The organism is Arthrobacter sp. 7Tela_A1, from assembly GCF_049311065.1.
Taxonomy (GTDB): Bacteria; Actinomycetota; Actinomycetes; order Actinomycetales; family Micrococcaceae; genus Arthrobacter_B.
Map to the genome: position 1 here is coordinate 56790 of NZ_JAXIOO010000004.1, position 25600 is coordinate 82389.

General features: G+C 65.2%; 25 protein-coding genes. 21 read left to right on the forward strand and 4 right to left on the reverse strand.

Annotation, left to right across the window (positions count from 1 at the left end; all coding sequences use genetic code 11):
• Window positions 1-52: 52 nt before the first annotated feature.
• The 5 genes from TVB01_RS02715 to TVB01_RS02735 all read left to right on the forward strand — a co-directional run bounded on the left by TVB01_RS02715 (window position 53) and on the right by TVB01_RS02735 (window position 5738).
• A complete protein-coding gene (locus tag TVB01_RS02715) occupies window positions 53-1495 on the forward strand; it encodes a glycosyltransferase family 87 protein (RefSeq protein WP_422453909.1) in 1443 nt (480 codons plus the stop codon).
• Window positions 1492-2571: a lipid II:glycine glycyltransferase FemX gene (locus TVB01_RS02720; RefSeq protein ID WP_422453911.1), complete on the forward strand. Its 1080-nt coding sequence runs from the start codon at window positions 1492-1494 to the stop codon at window positions 2569-2571. The genes TVB01_RS02715 and TVB01_RS02720 overlap by 4 nt, the downstream gene beginning before the upstream one ends.
• Window positions 2564-4015, forward strand: coding sequence for a phytoene desaturase family protein (locus TVB01_RS02725; RefSeq protein ID WP_422453913.1), 1452 nt, complete (start codon window positions 2564-2566; stop codon window positions 4013-4015). The genes TVB01_RS02720 and TVB01_RS02725 overlap by 8 nt, the downstream gene beginning before the upstream one ends.
• A 281-nt stretch (window positions 4016-4296) precedes the next feature.
• Entirely contained in the window at window positions 4297-5394 is a 1098-nt protein-coding gene (locus tag TVB01_RS02730; protein ID WP_422453915.1) for a hypothetical protein, read from the forward strand.
• A 68-nt stretch (window positions 5395-5462) separates the two neighbouring features.
• Window positions 5463-5738 (forward strand): hypothetical protein, encoded by a 276-nt coding sequence (locus TVB01_RS02735; protein WP_422453916.1) that lies wholly within the window; start codon window positions 5463-5465, stop codon window positions 5736-5738.
• A gap of 33 nt (window positions 5739-5771) precedes the next feature.
• Here TVB01_RS02735 and TVB01_RS02740 read toward each other — a convergent pair whose 3' ends face one another.
• Complete coding sequence (locus TVB01_RS02740; protein ID WP_422453918.1) at window positions 5772-6092, reverse strand: putative quinol monooxygenase; 321 nt, start codon at window positions 6090-6092, stop codon at window positions 5772-5774.
• Window positions 6093-6192: 100 nt separating this feature from the next.
• Here TVB01_RS02740 and TVB01_RS02745 point away from each other — a divergent pair, with 100 nt between their 5' ends.
• The 15 genes from TVB01_RS02745 to TVB01_RS02815 all read left to right on the forward strand — a co-directional run bounded on the left by TVB01_RS02745 (window position 6193) and on the right by TVB01_RS02815 (window position 20907).
• Window positions 6193-7875: an ABC-F family ATP-binding cassette domain-containing protein gene (locus TVB01_RS02745; protein WP_422453920.1), complete on the forward strand. Its 1683-nt coding sequence runs from the start codon at window positions 6193-6195 to the stop codon at window positions 7873-7875.
• A 54-nt stretch (window positions 7876-7929) separates the two neighbouring features.
• Window positions 7930-9135: an MFS transporter gene (locus TVB01_RS02750; protein WP_422453922.1), complete on the forward strand. Its 1206-nt coding sequence runs from the start codon at window positions 7930-7932 to the stop codon at window positions 9133-9135.
• A gap of 99 nt (window positions 9136-9234) precedes the next feature.
• The gene (locus tag TVB01_RS02755; RefSeq protein WP_422453923.1) at window positions 9235-10281 is read left to right on the forward strand and encodes an ATP-binding cassette domain-containing protein; all 1047 of its coding nucleotides are present in this window, start codon (window positions 9235-9237) and stop codon (window positions 10279-10281) included.
• The gene (locus TVB01_RS02760; RefSeq protein WP_422453925.1) at window positions 10278-11120 is read left to right on the forward strand and encodes an ABC transporter permease; all 843 of its coding nucleotides are present in this window, start codon (window positions 10278-10280) and stop codon (window positions 11118-11120) included. The genes TVB01_RS02755 and TVB01_RS02760 overlap by 4 nt, the downstream gene beginning before the upstream one ends.
• A 30-nt stretch (window positions 11121-11150) precedes the next feature.
• Window positions 11151-12098: an ABC transporter ATP-binding protein gene (locus TVB01_RS02765; RefSeq protein WP_422453927.1), complete on the forward strand. Its 948-nt coding sequence runs from the start codon at window positions 11151-11153 to the stop codon at window positions 12096-12098.
• Window positions 12095-12946: an ABC transporter permease gene (locus TVB01_RS02770; RefSeq protein ID WP_422453929.1), complete on the forward strand. Its 852-nt coding sequence runs from the start codon at window positions 12095-12097 to the stop codon at window positions 12944-12946. Before TVB01_RS02765 ends, TVB01_RS02770 begins: the two co-directional genes overlap by 4 nt.
• Before the next feature lie 160 nt (window positions 12947-13106).
• On the forward strand, window positions 13107-14066 hold the full coding sequence (locus tag TVB01_RS02775; protein WP_422453930.1) for an ABC transporter ATP-binding protein: 960 nt from the start codon (window positions 13107-13109) through the stop codon (window positions 14064-14066).
• The gene (locus TVB01_RS02780) at window positions 14063-14938 is read left to right on the forward strand and encodes an ABC transporter permease (RefSeq protein ID WP_422453931.1); all 876 of its coding nucleotides are present in this window, start codon (window positions 14063-14065) and stop codon (window positions 14936-14938) included. The genes TVB01_RS02775 and TVB01_RS02780 overlap by 4 nt, the downstream gene beginning before the upstream one ends.
• Window positions 14939-15081: 143 nt before the next feature.
• Window positions 15082-16359 (forward strand): M18 family aminopeptidase, encoded by a 1278-nt coding sequence (locus TVB01_RS02785; protein ID WP_422453933.1) that lies wholly within the window; start codon window positions 15082-15084, stop codon window positions 16357-16359.
• Between the two features lie 212 nt (window positions 16360-16571).
• A complete protein-coding gene (gene rpsF / locus TVB01_RS02790; protein WP_066300367.1) occupies window positions 16572-16877 on the forward strand; it encodes a 30S ribosomal protein S6 in 306 nt (101 codons plus the stop codon).
• Between the two features lie 67 nt (window positions 16878-16944).
• Window positions 16945-17502, forward strand: a complete 558-nt coding sequence (locus tag TVB01_RS02795) for a single-stranded DNA-binding protein (RefSeq protein WP_191745394.1) — start codon at window positions 16945-16947, stop codon at window positions 17500-17502.
• Between the two features lie 103 nt (window positions 17503-17605).
• Window positions 17606-17845: a 30S ribosomal protein S18 gene (gene rpsR, locus TVB01_RS02800; protein WP_007269381.1), complete on the forward strand. Its 240-nt coding sequence runs from the start codon at window positions 17606-17608 to the stop codon at window positions 17843-17845.
• A gap of 18 nt (window positions 17846-17863) precedes the next feature.
• Complete coding sequence (gene rplI, locus TVB01_RS02805; protein ID WP_055242872.1) at window positions 17864-18313, forward strand: 50S ribosomal protein L9; 450 nt, start codon at window positions 17864-17866, stop codon at window positions 18311-18313.
• 553 nt (window positions 18314-18866) lie between these two features.
• On the forward strand, window positions 18867-20249 hold the full coding sequence (dnaB, locus tag TVB01_RS02810) for a replicative DNA helicase (RefSeq protein ID WP_422453936.1): 1383 nt from the start codon (window positions 18867-18869) through the stop codon (window positions 20247-20249).
• A gap of 37 nt (window positions 20250-20286) precedes the next feature.
• On the forward strand, window positions 20287-20907 hold the full coding sequence (locus TVB01_RS02815) for a hypothetical protein (RefSeq protein ID WP_422453937.1): 621 nt from the start codon (window positions 20287-20289) through the stop codon (window positions 20905-20907).
• Here TVB01_RS02815 and TVB01_RS02820 read toward each other — a convergent pair.
• Entirely contained in the window at window positions 20904-22895 is a 1992-nt protein-coding gene (locus TVB01_RS02820) for an APC family permease (RefSeq protein ID WP_422453939.1), read from the reverse strand. The genes TVB01_RS02815 and TVB01_RS02820 overlap by 4 nt on opposite strands.
• Before the next feature lie 416 nt (window positions 22896-23311).
• Here TVB01_RS02820 and TVB01_RS02825 point away from each other — a divergent pair, with 416 nt between their 5' ends.
• Window positions 23312-24022 (forward strand): transglycosylase family protein, encoded by a 711-nt coding sequence (locus TVB01_RS02825; RefSeq protein ID WP_422453940.1) that lies wholly within the window; start codon window positions 23312-23314, stop codon window positions 24020-24022.
• Window positions 24023-24095: 73 nt separating this feature from the next.
• Here the strand turns inward: TVB01_RS02825 and TVB01_RS02830 are convergent, their stop codons facing one another.
• On the reverse strand, window positions 24096-24389 hold the full coding sequence (locus TVB01_RS02830; protein ID WP_422453942.1) for a MoaD/ThiS family protein: 294 nt from the start codon (window positions 24387-24389) through the stop codon (window positions 24096-24098).
• Entirely contained in the window at window positions 24389-25489 is a 1101-nt protein-coding gene (locus TVB01_RS02835; protein ID WP_422453944.1) for an exo-alpha-sialidase, read from the reverse strand. Before TVB01_RS02835 ends, TVB01_RS02830 begins: the two co-directional genes overlap by 1 nt.
• Between the last annotated feature and the right edge of the window lie 111 nt (window positions 25490-25600).

Below are 25600 nucleotides of genomic sequence, written 5' to 3' on the forward strand. Positions count from 1 at the left end.
TTTTGAGCCGTTTAGCCAGGCGGGCGCCGGGCGCGCCTGCATACTGGAAGGCATGAATTCTTCGCCCCGCCGCCGGCCGATGCGCATTGTGGTCCCCAGCCGCAACGACCGGCTGCTGAGGCGTTTCACCGAAGTCATCGGCGGACCCCTGGGGCGTTTCACCGCCCCGGGGATCGTCTCACCGGGATTCTTCACCGTGGAGCGCGTGCTCATCCTCATGACCACAGGGGCGGCCCTCCTGGCCCTGCTGGCCAAGACCCCCTGCCGCCTGAACGGCTGGTCCAACCAGTTCTACCAGGCCTGCTATTCGGACTGGCCCGCGCTGTTCAGTGCCCGTGGACTGGGCGACGGCGTCTACCCGTTCATCAGCACCGGTTCGGAGTTCGAATACCCGGTGCTGCTGGGTCTGCTGGCAGGGTTCGTAGCCTGGCTGGTGCCCGCGGGGGCCGAATCCCGCGGCCTGGTCTACTTCGACCTCAATGCGGTATTCGCCACGGCAGCCTGGATCGTTACGGTCGTGGCAACCATGCGCATGGCCAACCGCCGGCCCTGGGACGCGGCCATGGTCGCCGTGGCACCGGCGCTGATCCTGTCCGTCTACATCAACTGGGACATGTGGGCCGTGATGCTCGCGGCGCTGGGCATGCTCGCCTTCGCCCGGAACCGTCCCGTGGCCGCCGGGATCTTCTTGGGCCTGGGAACTGCGCTGAAGCTCTATCCCGTCCTCATCCTCGGAGCCATCCTCGTGCTCGCGCTGCGGACCTTGAAGCTGCGGCCGGCGCTGCTGACCGTCGGCGCGACGGCTGGAACGTGGCTGGTGGTGAACATTCCATTCATGGTCCGCGATTACGAGGGCTGGAAGTACTTCTACGACTTCTCCGCCGAGCGCGGATCCGGCAACTCCAGTGTCTGGCAGGCCTGGGACATCACGTTCCCGGAGCAGGCCATAGACGCTGACTTCATCAGTTTCTGGGCGCTGTTCCTCTTTGCTGCGGCGTGTGCCGGAATTGCCGTGCTGGGCCTTGCCGCCCCGCGGCGGCCGCGGCTGGCCCAGCTGGCCTTCCTGATCGTCGCGGCCTTCATTCTCACCAACAAGGTGTATTCCCCGCAGTTCGTCCTGTGGCTGGTACCGCTGCTGGCCCTGGCACGGCCGCGCTGGCGGGACTTCCTGGTCTGGCAGTTCTTCGAGGTCATGCACTGGTGGGCCATCTGGCTCTACCTCGCTGCCGTGATCGGCGGCGGGCCCGCGGAGAACAACCTGGACGGAGGATGGTTCGTGCTGTCCGTCCTGGGGCACATGCTGGCCACGATGTACCTTATGGGGCGTGTGGTCATGGACATCCTGGATCCCCGCACAGACCCGGTACGGCGGATGTCCATTGACGATCCGCAGGGCGGGCCCTTCGACCACGCCCCTGACCGGTGGCGGCTGAGGGTCCGCCGCCAGCGGGTACCCTTGGAAACGGACGCAGCCCCGGCGAAAGAAGCATTGTGACCCCCGCTCCCTACCGATTCCAGCAGCTGTCCCGCGAGGACTTCGAGGCGCTGGCAGACCGCCATGCCGACGTCGTTATCCCGCTCGAACAGACTCCGTACTGGGCGGATTTCGAAACGCGGCTGGGCCGGGACCCTTACGGCATCTGGGCCTATTACGACGGCGACAAGCTCGTGGCCACCGCAAGTTTCCTCCGCTCCTCCCGCCGGTTCCGGCCCTCCCTGGTCGCCGTCAACGGACCGACCTGGTTCGCGGAGCGGACCCCTGACGCTGAAGCCAGGCTGGTGCAGACCGTTCAGGCACAGTTCCGCGCCGACCCGGACGTGCATCCGCTCTACGTGCGGATGCAGGTGGAGCACCGCCGGAACCCGGTCACGGGCCCGCTGGAACACGGCTGGTACGAACGCGAAATTGTCGTCGACCTCACCCCTGACATCGACAAGATCTTCGCCTCTTTCAGGTCCAACGCGCGGAACCTGATTCGCAAGGCGGAGAAGCTTGGCGTCCAGGTCCGCACCGTGGAACGCGATGCCTGGGCCAAGGTGTTCCGCACGGAGCTGTTCCCGATCATGCAGGAGACCGCCGCCCGTGACGGCTTTTCCAGCTTCGATTCCTCCTTTTACGAGACGCTCCTGGAGGAACTGGGCGACCATCTGCGCCTGATGGTTGCGTATGTGGAGGACAAACCCGTCTCCTGGCTGATCACTACCGAATACCGCGGCTACTCGGTCTACTACTTCGCCGCCAGCTCCCGGGACGCACGGAAGACCAACGCTCCCTACCTGCTGCTGTGGGAAGCGTTCAAGGCGCTCAAGGACGCGGGAAACACCGCCTGCGGGCTCACCGGCATCGAAAGCGAGAACTATCCCTCGCTTGCCAACGTCACCACGTTCAAGCGGAACTTCTCCAAGACAGTTGTCACGGTTCCGACCACGTATGACATCCCGCTGGCCCCGGCCCGCTACAAGGCGCTGGCCGCCGTCCTGCGGCTCCGCCGTGAGGCCCCGGCGAAGTTCCGGGTGATAGCCGGCCGGGTAAAGAACCTCCCGGCGGCAGCGAAGGCACGCCGTGACTGATGTGACCGTGGTGGGAGCCGGGCCCAACGGCCTGGCCGCAGCGGTCACAATGGCCCGCGCGGGTTTGTCCGTGCGTGTCCTGGAAGCTGCCCCTACCGCAGGCGGAGGATCGCGCACCAGCGAGCTCATCCGCCCCGGACACCGGCACGATGTCTGTTCCGCCGTGCATCCCATGGCACTGGCCGCTCCCTTTTTCCGGGATTTTGGCCTGTCCGAGCGGATTCGGCTGGAAGTCCCGGAGGTTTCCTACGCCCAGCCGCTGAACGGGGGCCGCGCCGCAGTGGCCTACCGCAGCCTGGACCGCACCGTCCAGGCACTCGGGGCGGACGGAAAAGCCTGGGCCTCGCTCATGCGCCCGCTGGTCGAACACAGCGAAGCCATCACGCGCATGCTGATGAACCCCCTGCTCCGGGTTCCCCGCGAGCCGCTGGCCGCGCTGCGGTTTGGACTGGCAGCGCTGGACCAGGGGACCGGGGCGTGGAACCGCCGCTTCACCGAAGACGCGGCTCCTGCCCTGCTGACCGGCGTGATGGCCCACCCCGTGGGACGGCTGCCTTCCCTGCCCTCAGCCGGCGGCGGACTGCTGCTGGCGCTGCTGGCCCACACAGTCGGCTGGCCAGTTCCGATTGGCGGATCCCAGGCCATCGCAGACGCCATGGTGGAGGACCTCCGTGCACACGGCGGCGAACTGGAGACCGGACACCGGGTGGACTCACTCCGCGAACTCTCCGGCTCGCGCGCCGTCATCCTCGATACTGCTCCCGCAGGACTGCTGCGGCTGGCCGAGGGGCAGCTGCCGGCGCGCTATGAACGCGCGCTGAGGCAGTTCCGCTACGGCAACGCCGCCTGCAAGGTGGACTTCATCCTCTCCGGGCCGGTGCCCTGGGCGAACCCGGCCCTTGCCGGCGCGGGAACCGTGCACCTGGGTGGGACCCGTGCCGAAACCGCTGCCTCCGAGGCCGCCGTCGCCTCCGGACGGCATCCGGAGACGCCCTACGTGCTGCTCTCCCAGCCCAGCACTTTCGACCCCACCCGCGCACCTGCGGGCCGGCACATCCTGTGGACCTACTGCCATGTGCCGGCCGGGTCGGAGCGTGACATGGCTGCTGCGGTGACGGCACAGATTGAACGCTTCGCACCCGGTTTCCGGGACGTTGTCATCGAAACACGGACGACGACGGCGCGGGGCCTGGCTGCGTATAACGAAAACTATGTCGGCGGAGACTTTGGCGCCGGCGCGCTGACCCTGGGCCAGATGCTCCGCCGCCCGGTGCTGTCGCCAGATCCGTGGGCCACTCCGCTGCCCGGGGTGTACCTCTGCTCAGCCTCCACTCCGCCGGGTCCGGGCGTGCACGGCATGGGTGGCTACCATGCGGCTGCGCTGGCACTGCGGCGGACCTTCGGCCTCCCGGTTCCCGCGCTGGGTCCGGACGATCGGGCCTGAGAGCCTGCGGTCTTGGGTGCGTCCCTTGGGTGTCCAGGGCCTAAACGCAGCCTTCCAGCCGGTATCTTGTAGGTGCAGGCGGGCGGACCGCAGTGAAGCTTAGCCGGGGGAAAACCATGACAATGCCAACGCGCGAGCGTGAACGCAGCCGCAAGACGCGGATCCACTCCGTTTCGGGAAAATCCGGTCATCCGGGGAAAACCCGGTCAAGGCGCCGCGCAGCAAATTCCCGCAGCCAATGAATCAGGCCAAAACGCAGCCAAACCGAAAGGCGTGCCCGAGTGACTGTCTTGGGTAACGGGAACACTGGTTCCCAGGCCCTCAGCGACCCCGCCCGGCCTACCCTGATTGTGCCGGCATCCCCGGAGGCGCCCTCCGGCAGCCTCCGCGACCGACGCCGGCCGCCGCGCCCGCGGACCCGGACCGCCGTCGTCCTGGCAGGGCTGGGCACCCTCCTGCTGGCAGCAGCAGGAATCCTTGGTTACCGCCATGTCAGCCACAACGTCCTCGGTCCCGCAGCCCAGGTGGAAACCTATCTGGCAGCGCTCATCTCCGGTGATCATGCGGCCGCGGTGGAGCTTCTCCCTCCCACCGATGCCGCAGCAGTCCACGACGAGCAAATCTACGCCGCTGCTTCGAACCGCCTCACTGGATATGAGGTCCTGGGACAGCAGATGCGCGGCGGGGAGGCAGTGGTACGCACTGTCCTCCAGCAGCGGGGTGAGTCGAAGACGGTGGACTTCGCTCTGTCCAGGGCGGGCCGGGAAGCCGTGATTTTTGCGCAGTGGCAGCTGGACCATACTGCTGCCCGGGAGGTGGACGTTACGGTTCCCTCCGGCACGGCGGCTGTCCGCCTTAACGGAGTATCCGTGCCCCTTGATGGAAACGCCCGGACACTGCGCCTGCTGCCCGGCGAGTACTTCCTTGAGGGGCCGGAGAGCCGCTATATCAGCTACGGACCTGCCCGTACCATCGCGGTGGATCCGGGGATGGCCGGCGCCCCCGTTCCCGTGCGCCTTTACGCCTCGGCCACCGAATCGCTCGCCCAAGATGCCCAGGCGCAGGGACACGCATACCTGCTGGACTGTCTGAGCAGGCAGGAAACCGCTCCGAAAGCCTGCCCCAACGCGGCTTACGCCAGTGCGGATCCGGCGCGGTACCGGGGAATCGAGTGGACCCTGACCAAGGAACCCGTCTACCGGGTTACCGGCACCCCGGAAACCGGGCTCGCCGTCTACGCGGCGGGAGGCAAGGCCAGAGTCACCTACCAGGAAGAAAGCGGCGGACGCTGGCAAACACGCACCGATGACGTCGGCATTGCCTTTGGCTCCGAACTCGCGGTGGCGGGGGACACCCTGGAACTCGACTTCAGGCCGTAGCGGCTGAGTGTAGGGGAAGCCCTTGCACTGCGGCCGGCACCATGGCGAACTGGAGACAGGAGGTTCCCATGACGGATACGCCCGAACACCTGAACAACCATCACCGTGACACGCTGAACCAGATCCTGCGCCACCCCGTGTCCCACAACATCGAGTGGAAGCGCGTGAGGTCCCTGCTCGAGGCCGTTGCGGACACCACGCGCGAGCACAACGGCAAATACGAAGTCACCTTGGCCGGGCACACCGACTACCTGACCCCGCCCAAGGGCAAGGACATCGACGAACAGACGGTGGTGGACCTGCGGGAAATGCTGGAGCGCGCCGGCTTCTCTCTGCAGGAGTAGCCCGTGCAGGAGTAGCCGGCGCGCTCCGGAGCCCTACTTAACCTCGAGTTCGCCCATCCGGGACCATTCCTGGCCGTCGATCAGCGTGTTGATGATCTTCGGAGTCTCCACCAGTGCCGGGAGCATGTCCTTCATTGCCTGCTGGAAGTGGTCGCTGTTCACGTGAGCGGCAGCGGCGTCGTCCTTGAATGCCTCAACCAGCACGAATTCGTTCGGGTCCTCAAGGCTGCGGGACCAGTCGAACCAGAGGTTGCCCTCCTCGCCGCGGGTGGCAGCGGTGAAGTCTGCGGTGAGCTGCGGCCACCGTTCGCTCCACTCAGGCTTGACCTTGAACTTAACGACGATGAAGATCATCTTCTCCTGCTTTCGGTAGGGGAGCGGGACATTAATCCTATGCCCCGCCCTGCCGGCAACCCATGCGGGCCGCGTCCCTGCGCAGTGGGAGGATGGAAGCGTGGCTCATCTCGACGTATCCAACATTGACTATTTCCTCTCCGACGGCAGGCAGTTGCTCAGCGGGGTCAGCTTCAAGGTCGGCGACGGGCATAAGACGGCCCTGATCGGGCCGAACGGCACCGGTAAAACCACGCTGCTGCGGATTATTGCCGAGGAAATCAAGCCCGACGAAGGCACTGTGGCCCGCTCCGGGAACATGGGAATCATGCGCCAGTTCGTGGGCCAGGTCCGCGACGGCAGCACTGTGCGGGATCTGCTCGTTTCCGCCGCACCCCCAGCCATCGCCGCTGCCGCCCGCGCAGTGGATAACGCTGAGCTGGCCATGATGGAGAACGACGACGAACCCACCCAAATGCGATATGCGCAGGCCATCGCGGATTGGGGTGACGTCGGAGGGTACGAGCAGGAGACCGTGTGGGACGAAGTCACGATGGCCGCCTTGGGGATGCCTTTCGATTCGGCACAGTACCGCAAGGCCAGCACCCTTTCCGGCGGGGAGCAGAAGCGCCTCGTCCTGGAAGCGCTGTTCACCGGGCCCGATCAGCTGCTCCTGCTGGACGAACCGGACAACTACCTGGACGTGCCGGGCAAGCGCTGGCTCGAAGCGAAACTGGCCGAGTCGAAGAAGTCGGTGCTGTTCGTCAGTCACGACCGGGAGCTGCTGGCCAACGCCGCCACCCGGATTGTCACGTTGGAACCGGGCATTAACGGTGCCTCCGCCTGGATTCACGGCGGTGCCTTCGAGAGCTACGTCCAGGCACGCGAGGACCGGAACGCCCGCTTCGAGGAGCTGCGGCGGCGCTGGGACGAGGAGCACGTGAAGCTCAAGGAACTCGTCAACATGTACAAGAACAAGGCTGCCTTCCGCTCGGACATGGCTAACCGGTACCACGCAGCCCAGACCCGGCTGGCAAAGTTCCTGGAGGCCGGTCCGCCCGAGGCGCTGCCGATCGAACAGAACGTGCAGATGCGCCTGCGCGGCGGCCGGACCGCCAAACGGGCAGTGGTCGCGGAAAAGTTGGAGCTCACCGGACTGATGAAGCCGTTCAGCACCGAAATCTGGTTCGGTGACAGGGTGGGCGTCCTCGGCTCCAACGGCTCCGGCAAGTCCCATTTCCTTCGTCTGCTGGCCCTGGGCGGCAGCGATCCGGACAAGGAACACGAGCCGGTCTCGGAGGTTGAAATAGCCCCGGTACCGCACGAAGGTTCCGTGAAACTCGGGGCCCGGATCCGGCCCGGCTTCTTCGCGCAGACCATGCTCCGGCCGGACCTGCTGGGCAAGACACTGCTGGATATCCTGCACCGCGGCGACGAGCACCGCTCCGGCCTGGGCCGCGAAGCCGCCGCTGGTGCCCTGGACCGGTACGGCCTGGCCTCCTCCGGTGAGCAGAAATACGACTCGCTCTCCGGCGGCCAGCAGGCCCGGCTGCAGATCCTGCTGCTGGAACTTTCCGGCGCAACCCTGCTGCTGCTCGATGAGCCCACCGACAACCTGGACCTGCACTCCGCAGAGGCACTGGAGAAGGCCATCGACGCCTTTGAAGGTACCGTCCTGGCCGTGACCCATGACCGCTGGTTTGCGCGCAGCTTCGACCGGTTCCTGGTCTTCGGTTCCGACGGCCGCGTGTACGAATCAGAGGAACCGGTCTGGGATGAAAAAAGGGTCGAACGGGTCCGCTGACAGCGGTCCAGGGCGCATTTCCCTCGGGCGGGGTCCGGGCTCCAGAATGATGGTGTGAACACCAAAACCCTGGACCGGGCCCTCCTGGCTGTCTTCGCAGTTTTTGCCCTCAACGGCCTGATTTTCGCGAGCTGGGCGGCGCGGATTCCCGCCGCGGCCCAAGCCCTGGACATCGGCTCTGCCGGGGTGGGAGTGCTGCTGCTCTTCTCCGCAGTGGGTTCCGTGGGAGCCCTGCCCCTGGCGGGAGCACTGGCCCAGCGGGTAGGGACCGCCAACGCAGTGCGGACCGGCGGGCTGCTCGCATCCGCAGCCGCACTGGTCGTCGCGGCGGGACTCTCTGCCGGATCGATCCCCTTGACTGCCGCCGGACTGCTGATCTTCGGCTCCGGCATTGGTCTCTGGGATGTGGCCATGAACCTGGAAGGCACCGAGGTGGAGCGCGAACTGCGCAGGACCATGATGCCCAAGTTCCACGGGGCCTTCAGCGGCGGTGCGTTCCTGGGCGCGATGATCGGTGCGGGCCTGTCAGCCCTGAACGTAAGTCTCCCGGTGCACCTGATCGGAATCGTGGTGGTGGCAGTCGTGCTGGTGATCCTGGTGCCCAGGGCCTTCCTGCCGGAGTCCCCCGAAATCCATTCGCCGCGCGAGGAAGCGACCCCTAAGCCTTCCAGCTTCGGCGCCTGGAAAGAGGGCCGCACCCTGCTGATCGGCGTCGTCGTCCTGGGCGCGGCACTCACCGAAGGCGCCGCCAACGATTGGGTGGCCAAGGCAACCGTGGACGGGCTGGATGCCTCAGAGACGGCAGGTGCCGTGATGTTCGGCGTGTTCGTAGCAGCCATGACTGCTACCCGCTGGTTTGGTGCCCGCCTGATCGACCGCATGGGCCGGGTCCGGGCGCTGCGCCTGTGCATGGGTGCCTCGCTCGCGGGACTGATCCTCTTTGTCGTCGCGCCCAGCCTCTGGCTCGCCGGGATCGGCGTCATCCTGTGGGGCATCGGAGCCGCGCTGGGCTTTCCCATGGGGATGTCCGCCGCCGGTGACGATCCCGTGCACGCCGCAGGACGCGTCTCGGTGGTCTCGACCCTCGGCTACACGGCGTTCTTCGTGGGACCGCCGCTGCTGGGCTTCCTCGGCGAGCTGTGGGGGCTGCGCAACGCACTGCTCGTCGTCGGCGCCGCAATGCTGATGTCCATCGTGTTCGCCCCCGTTGCTGCCGAGCGCGAACCCGAGGAGCTGGAGGCAGGAAATCCTGCCTCCTAGGGTGTATTTCCAGCCAAAGTTTCCGCACTGTCGCCTTCCGGACTGAAGCTGTCCGGATTAGCCCTATCCAGCGGGTGCGTGCAGTCCTAACCTGTTCGCATGTCCCTTCCCTCCAACCCCAACAACCAAGTGCGCCCGGTCTCGGAAGGCCGGCGAGATCCACTGATCCAGGCACGTGGCCTGACAAAGGTCTATAAGTCCAAGTCAGGACCTGTCTTCGCCCTTGACGGCCTTGATATTGGCGTTCCGCAGGGCACGGTAACAGCACTGCTGGGACCGAACGGTGCCGGGAAAACGACGGCGGTCAAGGTACTCACCACCCTGATCAAGCCCAATGCGGGCACCGCCTCCATCGACGGAATCGACGTCGCGGCACGGCCAAAGGATGTCCGCCGGATTATCGGCGTTTCCGGGCAGTACGCGGCGGTGGATGAGAACCTGACCGGCATCGAAAACCTCCGGATGGTCGGCAAGCTCTACCATCTGCCCACGGCGCAGGCCCGGCAGCGTGCAGGTGAACTCATCGAGCAGTTCGACCTGGCTGACGCCGGTAACCGGCCGGTCAAGGGCTATTCCGGCGGTATGCGGCGCCGGCTGGACCTCGCCGGTGCGCTGGTCAACAATCCCCGCGTCCTGTTCCTGGATGAACCGACGACCGGCCTCGATCCGCGCAGCCGGCTGGCGCTCTGGGACGTCATCAAGTCCCTGGTGGCCGGCGGAACCACCCTCCTGCTGACTACCCAGTACCTGGAGGAAGCAGACCAGCTGGCGGACACGGTAGCCGTGATCGACGGCGGCAAAGTGATCGCCGAAGGTACCTCAGACCAGCTCAAGGCGCGGATCGGCGGGCACCGGGTCGCCGTGGCACTGGTGGAGGGGTTCGACTCCGGGACCGCACGGGAGATCCTGGCGCGCTATGGCAGCGGGGAGGTCCAGACCGCGAGCGACGGCCGCGCCCTGGAAGTTGCAGTAACAGAAGGTCCCTCCGCCCTGCAGCAGGTGCTCCGTGACCTGGCCGCTGAAGGAATCGAACTGCACGACGCCGGGATCCGGCGACCCACCCTCGATGACGTGTTCCTGAAGCTCACCGGACACACCACCGAGGAAGAAAAGGAAGATGCCAAAAAAGCGAGGGCAGCCCGATGAGCGCCGCAGCAGCCACTGCCCCCTTCCAGGCCGGTTCCGGAACCACCGCCGGGAGCTGGATCTCCGACGGCTGGACCGTCACCAAACGGAACCTGATCAAGATCCGCCGCACGCCGGACATGATCGTGTTCGCGGTGCTGCAGCCGATCATGTTCGTGCTGCTGTTCAGCCAGGTTTACGGCGGATCCATCCAGGTGGCCGGAACCAATTACACCCAGTACCTCATGGCCGGTATCTTCGCGCAGACGGTGGTGTTCGGCTCCACGTTCTCCGGGTCAGCCATGGCCCAGGACCTGAAGGAAGGGATCATCGACCGCTTCCGCACCCTGCCCATGAGCCCCTCAGCGGTGCTGATCGGGCGGACCAACTCGGATCTGGTGCTGAACGGGATCTCAGTGATCATCATGATGTGCACCGGCCTCCTGGTCGGCTGGCGCGTCAACACGTCGTTCTGGGAGTTCCTCGGCGGAGTAGGCCTGCTGCTGCTCTTCTCCTACGCCTTCAGCTGGGTCATGGCGCTGCTGGGCATGTCCGTCCGTTCCCCGGAGGCGATCAACAATGCCTCCTTCATCATCCTGTTCCCCATTACCTTCATCTCCAATGCGTTTGTGCAGAGTTCCACGCTGCCGGAACCGCTGCGGACCATCGCCGACTGGAATCCGGTCTCCGCACTGGTCCAGGCTGTCCGCCAGCTCTTCGGCAACCTGGGTTCAACGCCGGTTCCGGACACCTGGCCCATGCAGAACCCGATCAGCACGGTGCTGATCGGTTCCGCGCTCATGCTGGTGGTTTTCGTGCCCCTGGCCGTACGCAAGTTCGAGGCGGTGAGCTCCCGCTAGGACCCGACCCGCGAAACGGAAGGACACACCATGATCGAGGCAGCAGGACTCACCAAGCGCTTTGGCAGCAAGACCGCCGTCGACGGGATCACCTTTTCCGTCCAGCCCGGCAAAGTGACTGGTTTCCTCGGCCCCAACGGAGCCGGGAAATCGACCACCATGAGGCTGATCGTTGGACTGGACCATCCCACCGCCGGAAAGGTGAGCGTCAACGGGAAGCCCTACGACCGGCACCGGATGCCGCTGCACGAGGTGGGCGCCCTGCTTGAAGCCAAGGCCGTTCATCCCAAGCGCAGCGCTTACAACCATCTGCGGGCCATGGCCGCGACCGAGGGCATCCCCGCTTCGCGGGTCAATGAGGTCATTGAGCTGACTGGTCTCGGGCCGGCGGCCCGGAAGCGGGTAGGCGGCTTCTCACTGGGCATGGGACAGCGCCTGGGCATCGCGGCCGCCCTGCTGGGGGACCCGCAGACGCTGATCCTGGATGAACCGGTGAACGGCCTGGATCCCGAAGGCGTGAAGTGGGTCCGCTTCCTGGTCAAGGGCCTCGCAGCAGAAGGCCGCACGGTTTTCATTTCCTCCCATCTGATGAGCGAGATGGCCGTCACCGCTGACCATCTCATCGTGATCGGCCGCGGAAGGATCCTGGCCGACGCTCCGATCGACGAAGTCCTTACCGGCGGCCAAAAGGAGCGCGTCCTGGTGCGCACGGACGACGCCGATGCCCTGGCAGCCGCCGTCGGGTCCCCGGACGTGCAGGTACGCAGGACAGCGGCGGACGAACTGGAGATCCTCGGCCTGCCGGCCCGCAGCATCGCCGAAACCGCCTTCGCCCGGGGAATCCTCATCACCGGACTGGTTCCGCAGCAGGAAACCCTTGAAGATGCCTATATGGAGCTGACCGGCGGCGAGGTCGAGTACCGGTCACTGCAGCCCGGCGAACAGGCGCTCCCGGCCGGCGAAGGGCAGGGCAAATGAGCACGGCAGCTCCCGTATCCCGGACCCCGCGCGCCTGGTCCGGCAGGCCGGTGACGTTTGGGCGCGTGCTCCGCTCGGAGTGGATCAAGACGAATACCGTGCCGTCAACGGTCATTCTGCTGGCGGTGAGCTTCGCGGTCATGGTGGGACTTGGAGCCCTGGTCGCATGGGGCCTGATCCAACTCGCCAGTGATCCGGAGTCCGGCCCGCCGGAGGGGATCGGGCAGTCGCTTCAGAGCGCCGCGTACGATGTTCCGGCCGCAGGCCTGCCGTTCGGTCAGCTCCTGATCGCCGCCCTGGCGGTGGTGGTGATCGGCTCTGAATACACCACCGGCATGATCCGCAGCACGATGGTGGCGGTGCCCACCCGCACCCCCGCCCTGCTGGCCAAGACCCTGGTGATCGCCGTCATTTCCTTCGTGCTCGGCGTCGTGGGCGCCTTCACGACCTATCTGCTGGCCCAGCCGATACTCGCCGGCTCAGACCTGGACTTTGGACTGGACGCAGAATGGGTGCTGCCTTCCATCATCAACACCGGCACGGTTCTGGCCCTCATTGCCATCATGGGCGTGGGTATCGGCGCCTTGCTGCGCAACACCGCCGGGGGAGTGGTGACCCTGGTCGGCGCCCTGTTCGTGCTGCCGATCATTGCCGGCCTTCTGACCGGTCTGGCGGACTGGGTCGAAGACGCTGCCCGGTTCCTGCCCAGCAGCGCTGCGGCCCAGCTGGTGGCTACGAACATCCAGCCGGGTCAGTTCAATCAGGTGGAGGGCGGCCTGATCCTCGCCGGCTGGGCCGTGATCCTGCTGGCCGCCGCCGTCGTCGTCTTGAAGAAGCGGGACGTTTAACCTCGTGTCCCTGACCGGATTCAGGGCGGACCCGCAGTCATCCCTAAGGGTGAGCCCTGAATAGTCCTGAATCATCCCTTGGAACGGTCCGGCAGCCCCTGCACTCGCATAGGCTGGGGGCAGCCCCCAAGAACCTGTCCGTTCCAACATGAGGATTCCCATGATCGAGGCACACGGCCTCTCGAAACGCTACGGCGCCAAAACGGCGGTCGACAACGTTTCCTTCACTGTCCAGCCGGGCAAAGTCACCGGCTTCCTGGGCCCGAACGGTGCCGGCAAGTCCACCACCATGCGCATGATCGTGGGACTGGACCGGCCCACCGCGGGGACAGTCACCGTCAACGGTGCACCGTACGCACGGCACAAGGCCCCGCTGCACGAAGTTGGTGCGCTGCTGGATGCCAAGGCGGTGCACACCCGCCGGTCGGCCTACAACCACCTGCGCGCCATGGCCGCCACGCACGGCATCTCCAACAAGCGTGTCAACGAGGTTATCGAACTCACCGGCCTGGAGCCGGTGGCCAAGAAGCGCGTCGGCGGCTTCTCCCTCGGCATGGGCCAGCGGCTCGGCATCGCCGTCGCCATGCTGGGGGACCCCAGCACGCTGATCCTGGACGAACCAGTCAACGGCCTCGATCCCGAAGGCGTGCTCTGGGTGCGCAACCTGGCCCGCGGCCTGGCATCCGAGGGCCGCACGGTTTTCCTTTCCTCCCACCTGATGAGCGAAATGGCCGTCACAGCGGACCACCTGATCGTGATTGGCCGCGGCCGGATCATCGCCGACGCTCCGATCCAGGAGATTATCGACGGCGGCGGCCGCCAGCGCACCCGGGTACGCACCGACAACGCTGCCGACCTCCTGCCGGTCCTTGAAGGACAGGGCGCGGAGATCAACCGCCTTGAGGGCGGACTCTTCGAAGTCAGCGGCGCGGATTCACGCTCCATCGCAGAAATTGCACTGGACCGCCGGATCCTGCTCACGGAACTGACTCCGATCCAGGTCTCGCTGGAAGACGCCTACATGGAGCTCACCCGGGACGACGTCGAATACAAGTCCCACGGATTTAGCCAGGAACCGGCTGGAGCAGCCGAGCCTGTTGTGGAAGGAACCCGAGCATGAGCACCGCAACCGCCCCCGCGCCCACGCGCAGAGCAGCCCGTCCCGACGGCAGCGGCGTGAACTTCCTCCGGATCCTGCGCTCGGAGTGGATCAAGGTGACCACGGTCCCGTCCACGGTGATCCTGCTGGCTACCACCCTGGTGGTCATGGTGGGGATCGCGGCACTAGTTGCCTGGAGCTGGGCGACGACCGCCCAAATGCTCTCGGACGATCCGGCCATGGGTCCGGCCATGGGAGTTGGATCCGGCATGGACCTGCAGGCCCTGGTCTATGACACGCCCGCCTCGGGCGTGCTGTTCGGCCAGCTGCTGATCGCGGCCCTTGCCGTGGTCCTCGTGGCCTCCGAATACAGCACCGGCATGATCCGTTCCACCATGGTCGCCGTGCCCACCCGCACGCCGGCGCTGCTCGCGAAGGGCATCATTACTGCGCTGATTGCCTTCGTCATCGGGGTCGTGGGGGCTTTTGCCAGCTTCCTGATCAGCCAGCCCCTGCTGGCACCGGAGAACCTTGACTTCGGTCTGGACGCCCCCTGGGTGCTGCCCAGCATCATCAACACCGGGACGCTCCTGGCCGCAATCGCGGTGATGGGTGTTGCTACCGGGTCCCTGCTGCGCAGCACGGCCGGCGGCGTGGTCACCATCATCGGCGTGCTGTTCGTCCTGCCGGTGATCGTCCAGCTGATCTCCGGACTGGCGGACTGGATTCCCGACGCCGCCCGCTTCCTTCCCAGCAGCGCCGGAACCCAGCTGGTAGCCACCAGCATTTCCGACGGTGCGCTGAACCAGCTCGAGGGCGGGCTGGTGCTGGGCGGATGGGCTGTCCTGCTGCTGATCGCGGCAGTGGTGGTGAACAAGGTCCGGGACGTCTAGGACCTGACAGGCCCGCCCGGCTGCCACAGGCCGGGCTGCATAAACCCGGTGGAGGGGAACGCGGAACGAACGGCCGCGCTCCCCTCCACTGTTATGTCTGCTTCTTCTCGTTTCCGGTTTGTGGTTTCTGGTTGAATCGGACTATGAATCCAACGCCGCACGAACACGTCACCGACCTGGCCGCATACGTCGCCGCCTCCCCGTCGAGCTTCCACGCCGCGCGGACCGCAGCGGACCGGCTGGCAGCTGCCGGTTTCACGGAGCTGCATGAAGACGCTGACTGGCCGGCCGCACCCGGCCGTTATGCAGTGGTGCGCGACGGTGCCTTCATCGCGTGGATCGTCCCGGAGGGCGCCACACCGTCCACCGGCTTTAATATTTTCGGGACCCACACCGATTCACCCACGTTCAAGCTCAAGCCGTCCTCCACCACCGGGAAGTTCGGCTGGCTGCAGGCGGGCGTGGAGGTCTACGGCGGACCGCTGCTGAACTCGTGGCTGGACCGGGAACTGGAGTTGGCCGGACGGCTGGTGACGCTGGACGGCGTCGAGCACCTGGTGGCCACCGGGCCGCTGCTGCGCTTCCCGCAGCTTGCCATCCACCTGGACCGCGCAGCCAATGATGGCCTGAAGCTGGACAAGCAGCAGCACATGAATCCTGTCTGGGGCCTGGGAGATCCTTCGTCAGCGGACCTGCTGGGACTCCTTGCAGCCAAGGCCGGCGTGGACCGGGACGAGATCGGCGGGTACGACGTCGTTGCCGCCGACACCCAGCCGGCTCAGGTCTTTGGCGCCAACGCCGAGTTCTTCGCCTCCGGCCGGCTGGATAACCTCTCTTCGGTGCATGCCGGCCTGCAGGCGCTGGAGGCAGTGGCCGCAACTAAGGCCGGCGGGTCGATCGCCGTCCTGGCTGCGTTCGACCATGAGGAGGTCGGCTCCGGCAGCCGGTCCGGGGCGGCGGGACCGTTCCTCGAGGACGTCCTGGCGCGGATCAGCTCCGGGCTGGGCGCCGGTGCCATCGAGGCGCAGCGTGCGTTCGCGGCGTCGTTCTGCATTTCCGCAGATGCGGGCCATGCAGTGCACCCCAACTACGCCGAGCGCCATGATCCCGCCAACCGGCCGGTCCTGAACGGCGGGCCGCTGCTGAAGATCAACGCCAACCAGCGGTACACCACCGATGCTCCGGGCGCTGCGTACTGGGCCGGGCTGTGCCGGGAAGCCGGGGTGCCCTACCAGGAGTTCGTCTCCAACAACTCGATTCCCTGCGGCTCCACCATCGGCCCGCTGACGGCGACGCGGCTGGGGATCCGGACCATCGACGTCGGGATACCCCTGCTCTCGATGCACTCGGCCCGCGAGATGGCCGGTGTCAGCGATCCGTACCGGCTTTCCCTGGCCGCGGAGCTTTTCTTCAGCCGCTAGGCGAAGGAGCGCAGGGCCGGATACCGGTCCACAGGTGAACTTTGCCCCGGCGAAAATCCGATAGGATAGGGGAGTCTGTGCTGTCGGCTTTGGCTGGCAGGTTCTGTGCGTGCTGCGGGTAATCCGCCGCCGCAGGGAGCAAAGACAACGCTAAAGAACCTCCTGTTACGGAAATACCGTGACCGTATAGCCCAAAGGAGGTGGGTTCACAAATGCGTGCTTATGAACTGATGGTAATCATCGACCCCGAGGTCGAAGAGCGTACCGTGGAGCCTTCGCTCGACAAGTTCCTCAATGTTGTCCGCAACGACGGTGGAACCGTCGACAAGGTCGACATCTGGGGCCGTCGCCGCCTGGCCTACGAAATCAAGAAGAAGGCTGAAGGCATCTACGCGGTGGTTAACTTCACCGCCAGCCCTGCAGCAGCTGCTGAACTTGACCGCCAGCTTGGCCTCAACGAGACCATCCTGCGCACCAAGATCATCCGCCCCGAAGACCAGAAGGTTGTCGCCGAGTAATTTCGGCCCACCCTTTATTCGTCAATGAAAGGCCCGCTCACACGGGCCGAGACACCAGGAGGCATACATGGCAGGCGAGACAACGATCACCGTGGTCGGTAACCTGACGAATGATCCGGAACTCCGGTTCACCCCGTCCGGTTCGGCAGTGGCGAACTTCACCATTGCCTCGACGCCGCGCACCTTCGATCGGCAGTCCAATGAATGGAAGGACGGCGAAACGCTGTTCCTCCGTGCGTCGGTCTGGCGTGAAGCTGCGGAAAACGTCGCCGAATCCCTGACCAAGGGAACCCGCGTCGTCTGCCAGGGCCGCCTGAAGTCCCGTTCATACGAGACCAAAGAAGGCGAGAAGCGCACCGTCATGGAGCTCGAGGTCGACGAAATCGGCCCCTCGCTCCGGTACGCCTCCGCAAAGGTCACCCGCACCCAGCGCTCAGGCGGCGGTGGCGGTGGCTTCGGTGGAAATGCTGGAAATTCCGGCGGCTTTGGCGGCAACTCCAACTCCGGTTGGGGCGGCCAGCAGCAGCAGCAGTCCGCACCTGCGGACGATCCCTGGGGTGCCCCTGCGGGCGGCAACTCAGGCGGCTGGGGAGCCGGTCCGGATTCCAACGATCCGCCCTTCTAAGCAGTACCTGGTGCCGCAAGGCGCCAACCTCTGACGGCAACCGCCGTCGAGCCCATCCCGTGGAATGAATCCACGGGCTCCACTAGACATAAGGAGCTCCACGATGGCTAAGGCTGAACTTCGCAAGCCCAAACCAAAGTCCAATCCCTTGAAGGCCGCTGACATCACTGTCATCGACTACAAGGACGTAGCATTGCTGCGCAAGTTCATTTCCGACCGCGGAAAGATCCGCGCTCGTCGCGTAACTGGCGTATCCGTGCAGGAACAGCGCAAGATCGCACAGGCAATCAAGAACGCCCGTGAAGTTGCACTCCTGCCTTACTCCGGCGCCGGCCGCGGCTAAAGGAAAGGAACCTAACTCATGGCAAAGCTCATTCTGACCCACGAAGTAACCGGTCTCGGTGCTGCAGGTGACGTCGTCGAGGTAAAGGATGGTTACGCACGTAACTACCTGGTGCCCCGCGGCTTCGCCCTGACCTGGACCAAGGGCGGCGAAAAGCAGGTTGAGTCCATCAAGGCTGCCCGCGCCGCGCGCGAGCACGCTTCGCTGGAAGATGCCCAGAAGCAGGCCGCTGCTCTCTCCGCCAAGCCGGTCAAGCTGACCGTCAAGGCCGGTGAGTCCGGACGCCTCTTCGGTACGGTCAAGCCCGCTGACGTTGCCGCTGCTGTTGAAGCCGCCGGCCTCGGCAGCATCGACAAGCGCAAGGTTGAACTGCCGACGCACATCAAGTCGGTTGGTTCCTTCCAGGCCAACGTCCGCCTGCACGACGACGTTGCTGCCGTCATCGACCTCGAGGTCGTTGCCAGCTAGTTCGTTGCGCACCGCGTGACATAAAACGCCCTCCGCCTGTGGCGGGGGGCGTTTTTGCGTGCCGGAGGAATGCTTCGCGTGCTTCCTTTCTTAGGTAGCGCCCGTAATTCCACAAGTATGTGGATATCTACTGTGGATAAAGAACGCCGTATGCCTGTTTCCCGCAGGTGTCAACCTGAAGGTTGAGGATGAATGTTGAGGAAAAAAGGTGTTCATGCACAGGTGTGGACGAACATAACCCCTAGTCACAGCCTTGTTTTTGATAAAACTATTTTGTTATCCACAGCCTTATACCCATCCTGTGCACAAGACACGCCCAGTTATGAACAGGGTATCCACACGGCCTGTGGACAACTCGTTTGTTGAGCCAGCCAGACGGGACTACGGTTGCGGTGGACTCCCTCCTTGGTGCACCCGGAAATGGTTACGGCGAGGGTGGCGCCGGGCGCAAAGCGCTGTCAGTGCCTCCTGCTAGGACTGAGTCAGTCCCAGCCAACACGGGCGCCCGCCGGACGGGCCATGGATCTAATGTTTTTTGGAAAGGGTGGCCATTGTGTCGCTTGCACAGGCGGATGCCGCTGAATCGACCCGCAACCCCGATTTTGGCCGCACTCCGCCGCAGGACCTGGTAGCCGAGCAGTCTGTCCTCGGCGGCATGATGCTCTCCAAGGACGCGATCGCTGATTGCGTCGAGGTGCTGCGAGGGGTGGACTTCTACCGCCCGGCCCATGAGTCCATCTATGAGGCCATCATCGACCTCTACGGCCGCGGCGAGCCCGCCGATGCGGTGACGATCTCAGATGAGCTGACCAAGCGCGGCGAAATCGGCCGGATCGGTGGTCCCGCCTACCTCCACACGCTGATCCAGTCGGTCCCGACCGCCGCCAATGCCGGTTTCTACGCGGAAATTGTCCGGGAACGCGCAGTCCTGCGCCGGCTGGTGGACGCGGGAACCAAGATCGTCCAGCTGGGCTACTCCAGCGACGGCATGGAGGTTGATGACATTGTCAACGCGGCTCAGGCCGAGGTCTACGCCGTGGCAGAACGCCGGACAGCCGAAGACTATGTGCCGCTGAAGGACATCATCGAAGGTACTGTCGATGAGATTGAGTCCGCCGGCCACCGCGGCGAAGGGATGATTGGCGTCCCCACCGGGTTCTACGAGCTCGACGAACTCACCCAGGGCCTGCACGGCGGCCAGATGATCGTTATCGCGGCCCGGCCGGCTGTGGGTAAGTCCACCTTCGCGCTCGACTTTGCCCGTTCCGCGGCGATCAAGAACAACATGACCACGGTGTTCTTCTCCCTCGAAATGGGCCGCAACGAGATCGCCATGCGCCTGCTCTCCGCCGAGGCAACAATCGGCCTGCAGGATCTGCGCAAGGGCACCATCAAGGATGAGCAGTGGGGCAAGATTGCCACCACCATGGGCCGGATGAACGACGCGCCGCTGTTTATCGACGACAGCCCGAACATGTCCCTGATGGAAATCCGGGCCAAATGCCGCCGGCTGAAGCAGCGGCACGACCTCAAACTGGTGGTCCTGGACTACCTGCAGCTGATGTCTTCCGGCAAGAAGGTGGAATCCCGCCAGCAGGAGGTGTCCGAGTTCTCACGTGCCCTGAAGCTGCTGGCCAAGGAGCTTGACGTCCCCGTGATTGCGCTCTCCCAGCTGAACCGTGGTTCCGAACAGCGCACCGACAAGAAGCCGATGGTCTCCGACCTCCGCGAATCAGGCTCGATTGAGCAGGACGCCGACATGGTGATCCTGCTGCACCGCGAAGATATTTACGACAAGGAATCCCCGCGCGCCGGTGAAGCAGACGTGATCGTGGCCAAGCACCGTAACGGTCCAACCAAGACGATCGTTGTGGGCTTCCAGGGCCATTATTCACGCTTCTCCAACATGGCCGTCGAAGGTGGCTCCGGCTTCTAGCCGGACGGTCCAGCCGAAGTCCCACAGGAGCAAAAACGTGCCAAAGTCCAAACCCCGCAAGAAGGCGGCCGCCAAGAAGAGTCAGGCGCGCCGGAGCCAGCATGAATCGAACCGTATTTTCGGTGACGCCGAGTCCTTCGTGAGTGACGAAGCAGAGACCCTGCTCAGCAGCCGCGGCTGGATCAGTGAACGTAACCAGCCCGGCGGCCTGGACCAGGGCGACTGCTGGTACTGGATGCCCTCGCAGCTTCCGGCTTACCTGGAGGAAGGGGAACCGGTCCCGACGTCGGTGTATCCGGTCAGCTCGGGGTTCGTCAGCCAGCTCGCTACTCCGGACGGCTCGGTTCCTCCCGGGGCGGAGACCACGTACGCGTCCCTCCAGGAGCTTGAAGCGGACCTGGAACGGCTGGAGTCCTACCGCGTCCCCGAGACGGACTGGACCGTGCTGGGCGGAGGACCCGGCCCGGAGGAAACCCCGGGCGAACTCATTGACAGCATTGCCGAAGAGTGGGAGCTGATTGCCGAGCTGATTCACTTCCCGTACAGCGAGGAGGGCGTGCGGTCCTTCGACGCCGTGGTCCAGGCAGGGCAGGATGGGCGCCTGACCGAGTACGCCTACCAGTCCGTCCTCGCCGGGCGCGGACTCCCGCGGGCCTAGAGGCCGGGCTCTCCGCCGCCCGCGGCGGGGTTGGCAGCGGCATCCCGGCTGGAGGCCAGCTGCCACGGGACGCTGGCAACCATGATGCCGGGCTCAAAGTGCAGGCGCGCCTTGATTCGCAGGGCAGTCTGGTTGTGGACAAGCTGCTCCCACCAGCGGCCGACGACGTACTCAGGAATGTAGACGACGAAGAGTTCGCGCGGCGAACTGCGGCGTGCCTCACGCAGGTAGGCCAGGACCGGGGACACAGTTTCACGGTACGGAGATGAGAGTACCGTCAGCGGCACGGGGATCCTCAGCCGCTCCCAGTCATCGACCACCCTTTGCGTTTCCTCCGGATCCAGGTCCACGATGATCGCGTTCAGGCTGGAGGGCCGGGAAGCCCTGGCGTACGCCAGGGCCCGCAGCACGGGTTTGTGCACCTTGGATACCAGGATCACGGCGTTGACCCGGCTGGGGAGGGCCAGCAGTTCGGGGTCTTCCTCCACACGCAGTTCCTCGGCCACGGACTGGTAATGCGTGCGGATGCTGTTCATGATCACGTACAGGAAAGCCATGGCCAGCAGCGCAATCCAGGCACCGTGTTCGAACTTCGTGATAATCACGATGACCAGGACCAGTGCTGTCATGCCGAACCCGCAGGCATTGATGACGCGTGAGCGCTTCATCCGCGCCCGCACGTCCTTTGTCCGCTCCGTGCGCAGCTTGGCAGTCCAGTGCCTGATCATGCCCAGCTGGCTTGCGGTAAAGGAGACAAATACCCCGACGATGTAGAGCTGGATCAGCCGTGTGACGTCAGCGTTGAACACCAGGACCAGCACCAGGGCCGCCAGCCCGAGGACGATGATGCCGTTGCTGAAGGCCAGCCGGTCACCGCGGGTGCGCATCTGCCGCGGAAGGTACCCGTCCTTCGCGAGCACGGAGGCGAGGATGGGGAAGCCGTTGAAGGCCGTGTTGGAGGCAAAGACGAGGATCAGGCCGGTGGCGGCAATCACTATGTAGAACAGGAGGGACCCGTCACCGAAAACCGTTTCTGCCAGCTGGCTGATCACCGGGTGCTGGATGTATCCCTGTACCGGTTCCCCGTTCAGCAGGAGCTGGGTGGCCGGGTCCTGCACGAAGTGGACGTTGGCCAGGCTTGCCAGGGCCAGGATTCCAGCCAGCATGAGCGCTGCCAGGCCGCCCAGCAGAAGCAGCGTGGTGGCGGCGTTGGTGCTCTTGGGCTTGCGGAAGGTGGGAACGCCGTTACTGATCGCCTCGACCCCGGTCAATGCGGCTGCCCCGGAAGAGAACGCGCGCAGGAGCAGGAAGGCACCGGCCAATCCCGTCAGTCCGGCGTCCATGCCGGCTTCCGGAAGGAGCTCGAACCCGGCAGACGGCGCCCGGGCCAGCGACCCGGTGGCGGATTGGATGAGGCCCACGGCGCACATTCCCAGCACGGAGGCCAGGAAGAGGTAGGTGGGTAACGCGAAAACCTTTCCGGCCTCCCGGATTCCGCGCAGGTTCACCAGCATGAGAATGAGTACCCCGGCTGCGGCCAGCAAACCCTGCCGGCCGTGCAGCGCGGGGACAGCCGTGACCAGGTACTGCGCGGCTGAGGACATGGAAACGGCAACGGTCAGCACGTAGTCCACCAGGAGCGCGGAACCAACGGTGAGGCCGGCCCTCCGCCCGAGGTTCTCGCTGGCGATCTCATAGTCACCGCCGCCGGAGGGGTAAGCATGGACGTTCTGCCGGTAGGAGGCCACTACGGTGAGCAGCACGATGATGACGGCCAGGCCCACCCACGGGGACAAGGTCACCGCGGCGACCCCCGCCAGCGCGAGGGTGAGGAGGATTTCGTCGGGCGCGTAGGCCGCGGACGAGAGTGCGTCCGACGCATAGACCGGCAATGCCACCCGCTTGCGCAGGAGAGTGTGCGAGAGCTGTTCATTGCCGTACGGACGCCCCACCAGAATGCGCTTCAGCGCATTGAAGAATGTGAGCACGAGGTCAAACCATAGACCGCTTGGAGATCCAAGTCCAGACGCCCGGAAAGCCGCTCTGGGAGCCTACGTGGCGAAGTACACATTAGGCGCCTCGATCGGCATGAACACGCGGAAGTAAAGCATGGTTACGATTCTCTTCGCAAGGTCTCGGTTTGATATCGATTCGAGTCTTTCCTAGCTTGGATATAGCCCGAATGACGGGCGGACCGCCGGGTCCTGAAGAGCTGATTTGATCCGGCTGGCGGACATCCTTCTGATGGTGCCGCCCCGAACCATGCACGGTATCCCGCGCCACCTCTATGTCGCCGCTGCGGGAATACCTGAACCAGACCTCTAACAGTCGAGGGTAGGCGACGTCGTGATGAAGTCCGGGGACGGATGGAGCGCAGGTGGGCCCTGAGGAGCAGACACAGCTAATGAAGAACTCGAAGATCACCCGTTACGTTCGTCGTGGACTTGCCGCCGCCGTTATCACTGGTGCCAGCGCTGCCGGCCTCGCCGGGATGGCCGCTCCCGCCAACGCTGCATCGATGGACTGGGACGCCCTGGCACAGTGCGAGAGCGGTGGAAACTGGAACATCAACACCGGCAACGGCTTCTCCGGCGGCCTGCAGTTCCTGCCCAGCACCTGGGCAGCCTTCGGCGGCACCGGCAACCCGGCCGACGCCAGCCGAGAGGAGCAGATTGCCGTAGCCGAGCGCGTTCTGGCAGCGCAGGGCCCCGGCGCGTGGCCTGCCTGCACCGCGAAGCTGGGCATGACCGGTGCTACCGCGAACCCCCAGCCCGCTCCGGCTGCTCCCGTTGAGCAGGCTCCCGTCGCCGAGCCCGAGGTCCAGACCTACTCCGTTCCGGTTGAGACCTACACCGAGCCCGCTCCGGCTCCGGTTGAGGCTCCCGCTCCGGTAGAGGCTCCCGTCGCCGCCCCGGCCCCGGCCCCTGCGGCTGAGGTCCCGGCTCCGGCACTGAGCGGCGAAACCTACACCGTTCAGGCTGGTGACACCCTTTCCGAGATCGCCGAGAAGCTCGGCATCGAAGGCGGCTGGCCGGCACTCTACGCAGCCAACGCCGACACCATCATCCATCCTGACCTGATCCTGACCGGACAGGTTATCCAGCTGCCTGCCTAACATTGCAGCTGTGAAAGGGGCGGCCCCCGGGGGGGGCGCCGGCCCGTTCTGCCGTTACGTCCCCGGCTGCGTATCATCCACCCGCGATGGACTGAAGGACCAGCACTTCAGACCCCGGAGCCACGGGACTGTGCAGCCGGTCAAGCGTGCGGATGTCCTCGCCGTTGACGTATATATTCACGAACTTCCGGACCATTCCCGTTTCATCGCGGATCCGCCGTCCCAGAACGGGAAACCGGTCTCCAAGTCCGTCAAGCAGCGTCCCGACCGTCAGTCCGTCGCCGGCGGGCACCCTCAGTTCGGACGTGCCTCCGGCGCTCGGAGCAAGCACGGCAGGAAGCAGGACCCGGATCTCCCCTGAAAGCATCAGCCAGCCAATCCGGTGGGTGCGGCACGGACGCACAGAATGTCCGGCAGGTTGGTGGCCACCAGGGCGAAGGTCTCTCCTTCATCGGAGCTGGCGTACACGTCTCCTGCCCTGGTGCCGAAATAGACTCCGACAGGTTCCGCACTGTCCAACCCGGCGGCGTCGCGAAGAATGGCGTTGTATTCCGCCGTGGGCAGCCCGGCGTCCAGCCGGGCCCAGGACGTGCCGGCGTCAGTGCTGCGGTAGACCGCCAGCTGCCCCTTCGGCGGTATCCGTTCACCGTCGGCCACCAGCGGGACGGTCCAGATGGTCCCTCCCCGCCGCGGATGGGCCAGCATGACAAATCCGAAGTCAGCCGGCAACCCGTCGGCGATGGACACCCAGGTATCCCCGGAGTCGTCCGACCGGTACACGCCGTGGTGATTCTGCGCGTAGAGCCGTGCCGGGTCCTCGGCATCCCGGGCGATCTTATGGACGCACTGGCCGAACTCCGGATCCGGGTCGGGGAGGAAATACGCCGAGATTCCCTGATTGCGGGCCTGCCAGCTTCCACCGGAGTCATGAGAGCGGTACACCCCGCCCGAACTGATCGCCACGTGCACTGTGTCATCCGCCGGACTGGGAAGCACAGTGTGGGCTGCGGCTCCGCCATACCCCTCACCCCAGTCCGGGCGGTGCGGGTGGTCCCACAACGGCCGGTTGAGTTCAAAGCTGATGCCGCCGTCGGTGGATTTCCAGACAGAGATGGGTTCGCAGCCCGCCCACACGACACCCGGCCGCGACTCGGAATCGGGCTGAAGCTGCCAGATGCGTCCCAGCGACTCACCGGTTCCTTCGGGAAACGTGATGGCGCCCGCCTCCGGCTCGGACCACGTCTCACCCAGGTCATCGGAGATCACCACAGTCGGACCCCAGTGCGGCGACAACAGGCCCGCCAGGATGCGCGGAGGTGAAGTGCGCGTGTCGATCCCCACACTGGCCACTTCATTCATCAAGAATTGCGGGCCGCTGAGCGCCCACGTGGTCCGGTCCGTGCTCCGGGCAAGCCACAGTCCCTTGCGCGTGCCGATGGCCAGGACCGTGTCCTCTGTTGGGCTCATGGCTGATATTGGACCATCCAGCCATCAGGCGGACAAGGGGATTCGAAAAGCGGATTAGGCGGCTCGGGAACCTTCCCAGATGGAAAATGCGCACGCTGTGGACTAAGCATG

What these genes read in the sequence shown, in the direction of transcription:
- TVB01_RS02715 (WP_422453909.1), top strand. Translation starts at nt 53, where the DNA reads ATGAATTCTTCGCCCCGCCGCCGGCCGATGCGCATTGTGGTCCCCAGC.
- TVB01_RS02735 (WP_422453916.1), top strand. Translation starts at nt 5,463, where the DNA reads ATGACGGATACGCCCGAACACCTGAACAACCATCACCGTGACACGCTG.
- TVB01_RS02740 (WP_422453918.1), bottom strand. Translation starts at nt 6,092, where the DNA reads ATGATCTTCATCGTCGTTAAGTTCAAGGTCAAGCCTGAGTGGAGCGAA.
- TVB01_RS02755 (WP_422453923.1), top strand. Translation starts at nt 9,235, where the DNA reads ATGTCCCTTCCCTCCAACCCCAACAACCAAGTGCGCCCGGTCTCGGAA.
- TVB01_RS02760 (WP_422453925.1), top strand. Translation starts at nt 10,278, where the DNA reads ATGAGCGCCGCAGCAGCCACTGCCCCCTTCCAGGCCGGTTCCGGAACC.
- TVB01_RS02765 (WP_422453927.1), top strand. Translation starts at nt 11,151, where the DNA reads ATGATCGAGGCAGCAGGACTCACCAAGCGCTTTGGCAGCAAGACCGCC.
- TVB01_RS02770 (WP_422453929.1), top strand. Translation starts at nt 12,095, where the DNA reads ATGAGCACGGCAGCTCCCGTATCCCGGACCCCGCGCGCCTGGTCCGGC.
- TVB01_RS02775 (WP_422453930.1), top strand. Translation starts at nt 13,107, where the DNA reads ATGATCGAGGCACACGGCCTCTCGAAACGCTACGGCGCCAAAACGGCG.
- TVB01_RS02780 (WP_422453931.1), top strand. Translation starts at nt 14,063, where the DNA reads ATGAGCACCGCAACCGCCCCCGCGCCCACGCGCAGAGCAGCCCGTCCC.
- TVB01_RS02785 (WP_422453933.1), top strand. Translation starts at nt 15,082, where the DNA reads ATGAATCCAACGCCGCACGAACACGTCACCGACCTGGCCGCATACGTC.
- rpsF (WP_066300367.1), top strand. Translation starts at nt 16,572, where the DNA reads ATGCGTGCTTATGAACTGATGGTAATCATCGACCCCGAGGTCGAAGAG.
- TVB01_RS02795 (WP_191745394.1), top strand. Translation starts at nt 16,945, where the DNA reads ATGGCAGGCGAGACAACGATCACCGTGGTCGGTAACCTGACGAATGAT.
- rpsR (WP_007269381.1), top strand. Translation starts at nt 17,606, where the DNA reads ATGGCTAAGGCTGAACTTCGCAAGCCCAAACCAAAGTCCAATCCCTTG.
- rplI (WP_055242872.1), top strand. Translation starts at nt 17,864, where the DNA reads ATGGCAAAGCTCATTCTGACCCACGAAGTAACCGGTCTCGGTGCTGCA.
- TVB01_RS02825 (WP_422453940.1), top strand. Translation starts at nt 23,312, where the DNA reads ATGAAGAACTCGAAGATCACCCGTTACGTTCGTCGTGGACTTGCCGCC.
- TVB01_RS02830 (WP_422453942.1), bottom strand. Translation starts at nt 24,389, where the DNA reads ATGCTTTCAGGGGAGATCCGGGTCCTGCTTCCTGCCGTGCTTGCTCCG.
- TVB01_RS02835 (WP_422453944.1), bottom strand. Translation starts at nt 25,489, where the DNA reads ATGAGCCCAACAGAGGACACGGTCCTGGCCATCGGCACGCGCAAGGGA.